Source organism: Oxynema mangrovii CENA135, assembly GCF_016632315.1.
GTDB lineage: Bacteria > Cyanobacteriota > Cyanobacteriia > Cyanobacteriales > Laspinemataceae > Oxynema > Oxynema aestuarii.
On sequence record NZ_JAEOXH010000003.1, the window covers coordinates 747,558 to 758,992 of the forward strand.

Annotated in this window: 7 protein-coding genes; 3 read left to right on the plus strand and 4 right to left on the minus strand. The window is 55.9% G+C overall.

What is annotated here, in order from left to right; genetic code table 11:
* Window positions 1-15: 15 nt before the first annotated feature.
* The 4 genes from JJD41_RS22655 to JJD41_RS22670 form a co-directional block, all read right to left on the minus strand.
* Entirely contained in the window at window positions 16-903 is an 888-nt protein-coding gene (locus JJD41_RS22655; RefSeq protein WP_200669812.1) for an ROK family protein, read from the minus strand.
* 114 nt (window positions 904-1,017) lie between these two features.
* Window positions 1,018-1,827 carry an ABC transporter permease gene (locus JJD41_RS22660; RefSeq protein ID WP_200670272.1) on the minus strand — a complete coding sequence of 270 codons (810 nt, stop codon included), beginning with the start codon at window positions 1,825-1,827 and terminating at the stop codon, window positions 1,018-1,020.
* A 265-nt stretch (window positions 1,828-2,092) separates the two neighbouring features.
* Window positions 2,093-3,460 (minus strand): thioredoxin-disulfide reductase, encoded by a 1,368-nt coding sequence (gene trxB, locus JJD41_RS22665; protein ID WP_200669813.1) that lies wholly within the window; start codon window positions 3,458-3,460, stop codon window positions 2,093-2,095.
* Window positions 3,461-3,620: 160 nt separating this feature from the next.
* Window positions 3,621-8,270 carry a hypothetical protein gene (locus tag JJD41_RS22670; RefSeq protein WP_200669814.1) on the minus strand — a complete coding sequence of 1,550 codons (4,650 nt, stop codon included), beginning with the start codon at window positions 8,268-8,270 and terminating at the stop codon, window positions 3,621-3,623.
* Between the two features lie 64 nt (window positions 8,271-8,334).
* Here JJD41_RS22670 and JJD41_RS25505 point away from each other — a divergent pair, with 64 nt between their 5' ends.
* From JJD41_RS25505 to JJD41_RS22680, 3 genes are all read left to right on the plus strand, one after another.
* Window positions 8,335-8,463 (plus strand): hypothetical protein, encoded by a 129-nt coding sequence (locus tag JJD41_RS25505; RefSeq protein WP_255547412.1) that lies wholly within the window; start codon window positions 8,335-8,337, stop codon window positions 8,461-8,463.
* A gap of 67 nt (window positions 8,464-8,530) precedes the next feature.
* Window positions 8,531-9,397, plus strand: a complete 867-nt coding sequence (locus JJD41_RS22675) for a GumC domain-containing protein (RefSeq protein WP_200669815.1) — start codon at window positions 8,531-8,533, stop codon at window positions 9,395-9,397.
* 479 nt (window positions 9,398-9,876) lie between these two features.
* Window positions 9,877-11,435 (plus strand): helix-hairpin-helix domain-containing protein (locus JJD41_RS22680; RefSeq protein WP_370583930.1); only part of this gene is annotated, 1,559 nt, incomplete at its 3' end.

An 11,435-nucleotide genomic window follows, 5' to 3' on the forward strand; every position in this document is an offset into this window, starting at 1 on the left:
CATCACCAAGATCGTTCAAACCTTCGCCAAACCCCACCCTAACTTTGCCGCCCCCACCATTCCGGCACTATTGCCCAGTTCGGCCACTAAAATTTCTAAATTGGGCCGACAGGCGGCAATCACCCGCCGTTCGACTTCCGCTTTGGCGTGGGGTAAGAAAAATTCCGCACTGGCGCTAATCCCGCCGCCGATAATAATCGCTTCTGGGGTTAAAACGTAAATTAAACTCGCCAATCCAGCGCCGAGTTGGTGTCCGTAGGTTTCCCAAAAGGCGAGGGCTTCCCGGTTTCCCGCCTGGGCCATGTGGCCGAGTTCGGCGGGGGAAACTCCCGTATGGCGGCGAATGGCTTGTACGGAAACGTGCTGTTCTAAAGACCCGTTATTGCCGCTATGACACTCGTGACCGTACAGGTTTAAGGTAATTAATCCCAACTCTCCGGCAGCCCCGGTATGGCCGACGAACAGTTCGCCATCGAGGATAATGGCGCCGCCGACTCCAGTTCCCAGGGTGAGCATTATCGAGTTGCGAAAGCGTTTCCCGGCCCCCAACCAGGCTTCTCCCAATCCGGCGCAGTTGGCATCGTTGGCGAGGATGGTGGGTTTTCCCGTTTTGGCTTCTAGATAGTCGGCGACGGCAACATCTTGCCAACCGTCGAGGTTGATGGCGACTTTGGCAATGCGACCCGTTCCGTCCACGGGACCGGGGGTTCCCAGACCGATCGCCACGGCGGCGCGATCGCGATCGATCGTTTCTACTGCTCGTGCGATCGCCTGTAGTACGGCATCCGGTTTAGCAGGTTGGGGCGTTTCTATAGTGAGAGACTCTAGACATTGGCCTTCGCGATCGAACCGCCCGAGTTTGATCGCACTTCCACCGAGGTCAACACCGATGACTTGGTCCATGAGAAGTTTAGATTTTAGAGTTTAGATTTTAGATTTTAGATGGCTGAATTAAGCGCTGAGAAAGCAACAACATCCATCGGTGGGGCAAGCATCCTGCCTGCTACTCCCCACTCCCTACTCCCGCCGAAACTTCGGATTGACCAACTCATTCAACCCTTCCCCTAATAACGACAAACCCACCACCATCAACGTCATCGTACAGCCCGGGAAAAAGGCAGTCCACCAGACCCCCGTAGATAAGGCATCGAGGGCTTGACGCAAATCGTGTCCCCATTCGGGGATTTGTTCGGGCAATCCCAAACCGAGGAAGCCCAAACCGCCCAAAACGAGGATCGCGTCGGCGGCGTTGAGGGTAAATAAAACCGGGACACTCTGAATGACATTGAGAAATAAATAGCGGGAGAGAACCCGCGAGGTGGGCGCCCCGATCGCCTGCGCCGCTTCCACAAACAGTTCGGTTTTGACGCTGACGGTGTGGTTGCGAACCACTCGGTAATATTGGGGGACGTAGGCAATACTCAGGGCGATCGCCGCATTGAGTATCCCTCGACCGACCACAAAAGCGAGGGTAATCGAGAGCAACAAACCGGGCAATGTATAAATCGTGTCCATCACGAACAGTAAGAGTCGATCTAACTTACCTCCGAGATAGCCGCTTACTAATCCCAGGGGAACGCCGATCGCCATACTTAACGCCGTCGCCAGTAACACGATTTTCCACGCCACTTGGGTTCCGAATAAGGTTCGCGAAAACACGTCGTACCCGAGGCGGGACGTCCCGAACCAATAGTCGGCGGAGGGAGGTTCGTGGACGGGATTGGCGAGAAACTCTCTGGGGTCGTCAATCCAGCCCCAATCTTGTAACAGGGGGGCGAATAGGGCGATCGCGATAAAAATTAATGTAATACTCAATCCCACCCACATCAATTGCATCGATAAGATCGGGCGTTGGGTTGCTTGCAAGGCGTCGGGCAAACCTTTTTTTAATAAAGCCATTCGGATTAGAGCGTTTCGAGTTTAGATTTGCGATTAATCTACGCGAAAATCATACAGCAATCCGATGGGTTTGTTGACGCGCGCGATTCTCCTTTGGAGACGACGAGCGCGATCGCCCCTCGCCCCTCGAAAATGCTTTCAAAAAACAAGAGACGCGAGAAATCGCGTCTCTGTCAAGTTTTCGCGCAAATCTCTAGAGATTCGTCTCAATCATCTGGCGATACTCGCTCTTTTGCTTGACCCCTCGCATTTGACCGACCAAGCCTTTGTCTTTGAAAAACTGAATCGTCGGCGTTCCGGTTACCCCGGCATTGTCGGCAATCTCCGGATCTTGCTCGATGTCAATTTCGACAAAGTGAATCCGACCCTCAAACTCATCGACCACCTTATTCAAAATCGGCTTAAGGGTGTGACACGGACCGCACGTCGGCGACACGTATTTCACCATCAACAGGCGATCGCTCTCGTGATACAACTTGCGTAAAGCATAACTGCCCACGTGGCGGGTTTCTTCCGGATTAAACGTCGCTTCCGTATCCGCCTGCACCTCTTTTTCCGGTTCGGGAGGCTTCTCGGACTCCTCCGTTTGATGGAACTCTTGGGCCAACCCTTCCTCTGCTAACCAGCGTTCGGCAAGCATCGCCCCCATACATCCAGACCCCGCCGCCGTCACCGCTTGGCGGAATTCGTGGTCTTGAACGTCGCCGACGGCGTAAACTCCGGTGACGTTGGTTTCTACCGAGTCCGGTTTCGTGACGATATACCCTTTCTCGTCGAGGTCGATCTGTCCTTTAAAAATCTGCGTATTCGGCGTATGTCCGATCGCGTAAAACAGCCCGCGTACCTTCAATTGGCTTTTTTCGCCCGTCTGATTGTTGACGATTTCCACCCCTTCCATCTGTCCGCCTTCCTGACCGAAGACGCCGACCGCTTCCGTGTTCCAGTGGACGGTCAATTTCGGATTTCTCAACACCCGGTCTTGCATCGCTTTGGAGGCGCGCATCTCGTCGCGACGGACGAGTAAGTGAACGTGAGAGGCATATTTGGTCAAATAGACCGATTCTTCCGCCGCCGTATCGCCGCCGCCAATCACCGCCAATTCGACATTTTTAAAAATCGGGCTGGCCCCGTCGCAAATCGCACAGGCGGAAATCCCGTTATTCCAGAACTTGTCCTCGTTGGGTAGGTGCAAGCGCTTCGCCGTCGCTCCGGTGGCAATGACAATGCTGTGGGTTTTAAATTCTCTCTCCTCGGACCGCACGGTAAACGGACGTTGGCTCAAGTCTACGGAGGTCACGTCTTCGGTGTAGAGTTCGGCGCCCCAGCGTTCGGCTTGTGCTTTCATCCGTTCCATTAATTTCGGCCCGGTAATCCCTTCGGGAAAGCCGGGGAAGTTTTCAACTTCGGTGGTGGTCATCAGTTGCCCTCCCGGCAAACCGCCCATTTGGTATCCTTCAAAGACGACAGGTTTGAGGTTGGCTCGGGCGGCGTAAATCGCGGCGGTAAATCCGGCAGGTCCGGATCCGATAATGACTAGGTTTTCAACGTTGGGGGTTGCCATAAGGATTTATCTAAACTCGTAACGACTTTGCTTTAGTCATTATAGCGGTTTGTGCTGCATTGGGAATCATGCAGGGAAAAATTGGGATTTTAGATTTTAGTAGATTGTAGAAAGCTCGTGGATTGTGCCCTCGATGGCGATCGCGAGGTGCGTTCTATGGTTACGGGGATTGTACCGAACTGAGCATCCCTTGAAGGCGAAGGCGCAACTGCTGTAAATGAGGTAACAGTCCGTGGGGATCGCCTGTAGTTTGAAGGTTACCGATCGTGGTTCCGAGTTCTTCAATCGACCAGGGAACGTCAACGATGTCATCATTGGGGAGATCGACTTCTTCTAAAAGCGGACCGCTTTGTCCCTGTCCGAGCATTTCTTGAGTAACGGCGCCTTCGCCACCGAATAAGCGATCGCCCAAGGTGGCGGCTTCAGTTTCCGGTACGCCCATCGCCAGGGCATATAAACGGGCATTTTCCGGGGTTAAGGGAACAAATCCAGTGGCAACGAGAGCCGTAGCGAGTGGTGACCCGCCGGGAAGGGGATGGGAGCTTCCCGGTTGCAAGAACTGGGCAAAAGTGGGATCGACCAGGTAGCGGACGGGAGGTGTGGTCAAAAACGTAACCACGCTAAAGCCGTGGGGTTCCACCCCAAAGACCTGTCGGGCTTGATGGCGATCGATGCGAACCGGAACGGAACTGTTGCCCAATAAAGAAGCGAGAGAAGAGGCTGAAATATCGCGACCGACACCACAAGCACCGCGCATCAATTCAGAAGTGAGGGGTTGCTCGGGATTTTGAGCCATGCGATAAGTGCGCGAGTCGGCAACGGCTTGCTGAATTAAAACCTGAAAATCTTCTGCGGACGGGCTTCCACCCGCGATTGCCTTTCGGGCGCCTTCGACACTGCCCTCGGGAGGGAGACCCAAAGGAATATTGCTTAAGAGGCGGTCGAGGTCGGGCAAGGATTCCCCAGCTTCCCTGGCGCCACTGTCTTCAGATTCCGGGGTATGGGGTAATCTCAACTCGGGGATCGTATCTTCATCCCACTCGTCCCCGCCGGGCGATCGCATGGCGTCGGGAACCTCGCCCAAATCCACATTAAAGCGATCGCGCATCCAAGCATGATACCCTTCGAGATCGGCAAATTCTTGCCGTTGTCGCCGCCCCGTTTCCGGGTCGGGAACCTCGATCCAATAGGGACTGTCCGCCTGCGGATCGTAGCCGAAACGGGTGTAATTGGGGCCTTGTGGCGTTTCGTAGTGAATCGTAGACGATCGCGCCTCCCCGCCTGCCATCTGCGACGCCCAAAACACCGTGTGAAAATCCCCACTGGCGCCACTCGGGAAGCGATTCACGTCCGAGACCACCCCAGTCGCCGGGTCTGCCGGATGAGAATGGGCCATCAACACCCAATGACCGACATCTTGCCCGTCGAGTAATTCCTTCCACCGTTGGGAGACCCCACCGCCTTCCGGGGCTTCCCGTTCTCCCCCGCTTCCTTCGACGTAAACCTCCCCCGAATCCCCCTGAATGATGATATATTCCCCCGTTTCGCTGTTGCGGTAGATCGCCGCTTCTCGCGAGGGATCCTCCCGCCAAGTATTCTCGTACATCGTTTGGGCGTCGCCGATGTAGCGCACCTGCTCGTCGAGGCTGAGACTGCGCCGTTCCGGGGGCATCATCACCGTCGCTTCCGGCAATTGTAAATCTTCGATCGCCGATCGCGTCGCTTGCACTTGTTCCAGATTGCCCCCTTCCTCCGATCCGGGCGATCGGGGAACCCCCGCCGCCGCCCCGGCGACTTCCTCCCCCGTGGCTGGCGGACGGGCTGCGGCTTCGCTCAAATCGCGACCCGGTTCTCCCCCCTCCTCCGTTGCCGCCGCTTCCTGTCGGCGGGCTTCGCGACGGGTCGCCACCGCTTGTCCGCCGACTTCGCCGACACTGTTGGTCAAACCGCGACCGACCGATTGAGCGGTACGCGACGCGAAACGACTGGCCAGATCGACCACGGTGAGATTGCCCGTTCCCGTCCGGATCAGGGCGGCGCCTTCTTCGGACACCCCACTAATCACTTGCTGGGTGATATTTTGGACCGCACTGTGACGCAGGCGTTGGACGCGAGCCATTTGTTGCGCGTCGAGTCCGTGACCGAGTAAGCCGCGCGTTCCCGCCCCCGCCGTATTGCCGATCGCGGAGAGGGCGGCGGCGCCGATACTTTCTGCAGTGGGGAATTTGCCTTCAAATCCGGCAGTGACCACTTGCAAGTTGACTTGAGTAAAGGCTTCGCTGGCGGCGTCGGCGAGGAAGGTTTCGGCGCGGCTCAACTGGCGCAGGCGTTCGGGATTGAGGACGTCATCGACCGCGCCGCGACCGACGGAGTTGAAGCCGTGGGAGGCGATCGCCGTAACCAGTTTTTGGGCATTTTCACGGGAGAGCAGGTCGTAATCTTGGCCGAGGAGCATCTCGCGCACGAGCATTCCGGCGACGGCGGAAGAGAGAGAGGCGAGTAACGCCCCGGCAGCCGCCCCCCCCGTAGCAATCGTGAGGGCCGCTTCGACCACGAGTTCGACGGTGGTAGCGATCGCCTCGGCAATGCTGCGTTGGAGCGATCGCAACTCGTCCAAGCGGGTGCGAAACGCCGTATATTCAAGGCTGGCGAGGGCTTGGGCGTCTCTGGCTCCGGTAATGGCGAGCATGGCTTCGAGTTCGTCCGGTCGCGCCCCCGCTTGGGCGGCGATGAATTCGAGGCGATCGGCGGATTCGCCCACCACTTCGGCGGTATCTTCCCCACTGACGACATCGTAAGCGCCGACAAACACGTTGAGCGCCGTATTCATCACCCCCGTTTCTGACGCCTCTTGCCGTCCTCGGGCGCGAGTCGCCATTTCTTGCGGGTCCGCAGTCGGTTGCAGCAAATCCTGGAACTCGTAGCAAGTGTGAGAACTTTCGTAGCGCCGGAAAATATAAGCGACGAAGCGATCGATGCCGCTACCGCCGCCTTCGTCGCCGAGGTTTTGGGCGGCGAAGCGATCGATTACCGCATTGCGGCGGGTGGCGTTGAGGTCTTTATGTTTGAGGAAGTCGTAAGCTTTTTTCAAGTCGCTGTCGGAATCGCCTTGGTCGAGTTCGAGTTTGAGGCGATTCGCCCCCCGTCCGATTTCGTCGTAATCGGTGTTGACTAAGGTCATCATCCGCGACCAGATCGCTCCCCTCGTAATCGGAATGACGAAGCCGATGCGGAAACTGGGGCGCACGATTTGCCCGGTCTCGTCGGTTTTGGGCTCGGCGGCGCGATCGAGCAGTTGGCCGATATTGCCTTTAGCCCAGGCATCGGTGACCAGGGTGACGACGCGATCGTTGTCGTGGGCTTCTCCGGCGAGATAGACTTCATCGGCGATGTCGAGATTGCCCATGGTCAGGAGGCGCACGCGCTGGTACTCGTGACCTTCGGCGTACATTTCTCCTTCGATGAAGGGCATCAGGCGAGTGCGTCGGTCTTCCCAGGCGCGTTCGGCTTCGGCTTGCCCTTCGGCGTCTCCGGCTTGGCGGGCGCGATCGATCCGCCCTTGATAGATTTGGCGAATTTCGGTAACGGCGCGGAATACTTCGCTTTCGTTCGTTCCGGCTCCTTTGGTGGCGGCAGTCAAGCTATCTTCGGCGACTTGCAGGCGAATGTCTTCGAGTCGGCGTTGGCGTTCTCCCGGGTCGGCGGTACTCTGTGCAGCCGCTTCGCCGCGCTTGTAAGCTTCGTAACCGTCGAGGACGGCGCGCACGAGTCCCCACTCTTCTCCGGAGAGTTCGCCGTCCATGGCTTGGTAAAGGGTTTCGTCGGTCCAGGTTTCGTCACTCCAACCGGATTGGTTGCGGACGTAGCGGTTCCAGTCGTTTTCAAAGTTGGCGAAGTTGCCGGGGTTTTGCCATTCGCGCTGGATGCGACTGACGACGGAATCGGTGTGGGTTCCGGTAATGGCGACACTATCGAAATAGAGGTGGTCGGCACTGGTGAGGTCGCGGTGGAGGAGGGCGAGGCTTTTTTGTTCCCGCCAGCCGGAAAGGTCGTCTTTGAGGTCGTTTTTAAGGCTTCCGGAGCCGATGTCCCTGAAGCTGCGATTGTATCTTGTTTCGAGTTCCTGGCGTCCGGCGAGGGGGAGTCCTTCTAAGATGCGGAAGATTTCGGCGTCTCGGGTTCCCAGGGGAATGAGGGCGAGGGCGATTGCGGTGTGGGGGTCGTGGGTGTGGCTGGCGTCGAGCAGGGCGATCGCCCTGACGAGGTCGTCGCCGCCGAGTTGGTCTTTGAGATAGGAGCGCAGGGAAAATCCGTGTTCGCGGGCGAAGGCGTTGGCAATGCGCGATCGCATGGCACTATCGTGACCGGAAAGGGCGGCGAGGGCGGCTTCTTCGTCATCCCACCAGTTGAGGGCGTCGTAAATGGCTTCGGCTTTGTCGGCGGCTCGATCTTCGCTGGCGTCTTCGTCGTCGCGTTGGATGAGTTGGGTGGGTACGCTCGGGGTGGCGGACCGATCGCCCGCGACGGACGGAGCTGCCGCACGGGTGAGGAGTGGGTTGACCGCCACCTCTACGTCTGGGGTGGCGTCGCGATCGTCGCTTTCCGGCGCTTCCATACTCCGCATCAGGGGATGAGTTTGCGCCCAATTCACAGGTAAGGGCGTAAATTCGGGTAGGGCTTCGCTGGTGGCGGGCGGCACCGCGATCGCCTCCGTTTCCCTGTCGGTCGCGGGTTTATGGAAAGACGAGGGCTTGACCGCCTGGGGAATAGGCGTGCGGCTCGCAGGTTTTTGTAACTTTTGATAAGCCACGATCGAATCCCCACCTTAAGGGTGCAAGCCCTGCATAACAATTTCGTCTACTTTTGTCAATAGTTTGTATTCGTTTTTAATGGTTGTCGATCGCTCGAAATTAGGGAGTGGCCGATCGCCTGTAACGCCGGGATTCTTGGCGGCGATCGCCCCCGATTTGCCTCCCTACAAACCGGAAGGCGATCGCCCTTAAAACCGTCGCCGGGTCGGTTCCCTTGCTACCATTTCAAGATATTCACCCGCGCCATCGGACGATCACCATGCGAGTCAGGGAATATCTACAGCAATCCCAACGGATTTTAAGACAACAGCATCCTTTAGCTTTAGCCGAATACAGCTCGATCTTTTGCAGCGCTGTGGGGACGGCGATCGCTGTATTATTGAGAGAGGTAGCCTACGCTACATTCCCCCTGACCGTCGCTCTGGCTTTTAATGTCGCCAACCGACAGCGCCTCGATCGCGATCGTCAAGAGCAAATGACCCATTATTTTTCTCAAGTAAACACCCGCTTGAGCGAGGTCACGCCGACGATCGCCCCTCCACCTCAACCCCCCATCGAGCGTCCGACGAACGAAGTGCAAGAAGAACTGGCAAAATTGCAACTGTGCATTACGATTTTAGAAAGTAAAACGAACTTTTTAAATACCAAATTACAAGAAAAACTTTCATCGGAATTAAGCGCCATTCGTCAGGATATTAGTGCGTTTACCGAACCGTTTAATTTGGACAATATCGAACGTAAAATTCAATCCCTTAATTCGGCGGTTCAGTCTTTGCTAGAACGCCCCCTTCCCGAGTGGAGACAGTACGAACAATTAAAACAATCCATCGGCCAAATGGAAACCAACCAACGGGAGTTGATTTGGCCGCAAATCAAACAACTGAATGCAGATTTAGAAAGTTTGAGAAAAAACGAACGCTATCTCAATCAAAAATTAGATAATTTATTAGAAAAATTCAACGCCAGACCGGAAGTTCCCCAGTTGTCTCGCTTGAAACGAACGGTTCACCAACTCAGCGATCGCCTCTCTCAAGTGCAACAAACGGAAGTTTTCGCCAAACTCTTCGACGAAATCGAACAACTCAACCGCAAAGTGGAATGGTTGGCGAACAAAATGAACGAATGAGCGCGATCGCGATTCTCCTTTGGAGACGATGAGCGCGTTCGCCTCCGCTTGAGAAACCTCAGCCCTACCCCTGGGTTGCAGTGCGATCGCCCCCCGGATAACATCGGAGAACACCGGACAACACCAAACATCGACTCGCGACCCTCCCGCGAACTTACCTTTTGCCAAAGATCGATCGCAAAGTGACCCATTCAACCTATGATAGAAACGGGTTTAAGCATTTTTAAGTGTAGAAATGTTACATCAAAACCCGTGGCAGTTGATAAAGAATAAAGCGGGCAAAATGTCAATATAGAACGCGCGATTCGCAACATCTCTTAAATAGGAATTTTTGAATCGATCGCTGTCGTGTTTTTGGCGATGGAGGAGATCGCGATATATCGAAAGTCGCGAGATCGCCGACAAAAGTACGCCAAACTTTGCCAAAACTTGCCAAATCTGATTTATTTTGCACCCGAGGAACCCAGGAGGTTGAATCAGTGACGTCCGAAAATCACCCAGAAGCAATCCGCACGGAAGTTGAAGCTGTAACGATTCGCGTGGAAGCCAACGGCATCTTGACCCCGATCGCCCAAGTGCGCGCCGTCGAATGCGGCGATCGCTCGATTTCCCAAGCGACGGTTGGAGGAAGCGATCGCCTCGCCGCGTTGGATTTGCACCTTGGCGATACGGTCGTCATCGAAGCCGAAAACTCGGAGGGGATGCCCGAAATCGTCGGCGTCGTGGCCGAAAAACGTCCGGCCCAAGCCAAACGGGTGAGTTTACCGAACAGATGTCCCGAGTGCGGTTCCCCGGCGATCGCCTTTGAAGGGGACGACCGGATGCGCTGTACGAATTCTTCTTGTCCCGCCTTGCTGCCAACCATTTTACGCAATTGGACTCATCGGGAAGCGATGGACATCAGTGGAATGGGTGAAAAACTGGTGCAGCAATCGATCGATCGCGGTTTGGTCACCTCGATCGCCGATCTCTACGACCTCACTGTGGATCGACTGGTGGAGTTGGAGCGCATGGGGCAAAAATCGGCGAAAAAGCTGGTTAAATCGATCGCCAAGTCCAAATCTTTACCCTGGTCGCGGATTCTCTACGGTTTGGGCATTCGCAACGTCGGACGCCATGCGGCCCAAAGTTTGGCGCATACTTTTCCCACGGTAAGAGAGTTGGCCCACGCGGAACCGGAGGCGATCGCCGCGATCGATCGACTCACCCCGGAAACGGCATCGGCGATTTACTACTGGTTTCGGATTCGAGCTAACCAAGAGTTAATTTTGGCATTGGCAAAAGCAGGATTGCAATTAACTGAGGTCGAGCTTCCCGAGGCGATCGTCCCGAGTCCTGAACCGGAAACGGAAGTGCAACCGGAACCGGAAGCGAAAGCGGAACCGGAACCGGAAGTGAAAGCAGAACCGGAACCGGAAGTGAAAGCAGAACCGGAACCGGAACCGGAAGTGAAAGCAGAACCGGAACCGGAGCCAGAACCGGAACCGGAGCCAGAACCCGCCGCCAGTGAAGAACTCAGCAGTTTGCAAGGAGAATTAGCAGCGACGATCGCCGATCGCGATCGCCTCGATGCAGCGTTAAGCGACAGTCAAACCCAACTGCAACAGATTCGCGCGCAAATGGAGAGTTTGCAAGCAGAATTAGCAACTTCTCAACAAGCGCATTCCGAGTTACAAACGCAACTCGACGAACTGCGGACGCGATCGCAGGCGGGAGAAGGCGAAACAGCTCGTTTACAAGCGCAATTGCAAACTCAAGTGCAAGAAGCGAGCGATCGCGCCGCCGAGTTACAAGGGGAGATCGATCGCCTCCAGGCTCAATTGCAAGATCGCGACCGTCAAGGATCTCAACTGGGTTTGGAACTCGATAGCGTTCGCGCGCAGTTGAACGAGACCCAAGGGGAAAAATCCCAATTGCAAGAACAGGTCGATCGCCTGGAGTCGGAAAAGTCCGAGTTACAAGGACAGCTAGACGGCGCCGGACAACAGCAAGCCCAATTGCAAGAACAGGTCGATCGCCTGGAGTCGGAAAAGTCCGA

Bases quoted from the DNA above. Each gene is read 5' to 3' on its own strand.
- JJD41_RS22675 (WP_200669815.1), top strand. From the start codon at position 8,531: ATGCGAGTCAGGGAATATCTACAGCAATCCCAACGGATTTTAAGACAA.
- trxB (WP_200669813.1), bottom strand. From the start codon at position 3,460: ATGGCAACCCCCAACGTTGAAAACCTAGTCATTATCGGATCCGGACCT.
- JJD41_RS22660 (WP_200670272.1), bottom strand. From the start codon at position 1,827: ATGTGGGTGGGATTGAGTATTACATTAATTTTTATCGCGATCGCCCTA.
- JJD41_RS22655 (WP_200669812.1), bottom strand. From the start codon at position 903: ATGGACCAAGTCATCGGTGTTGACCTCGGTGGAAGTGCGATCAAACTC.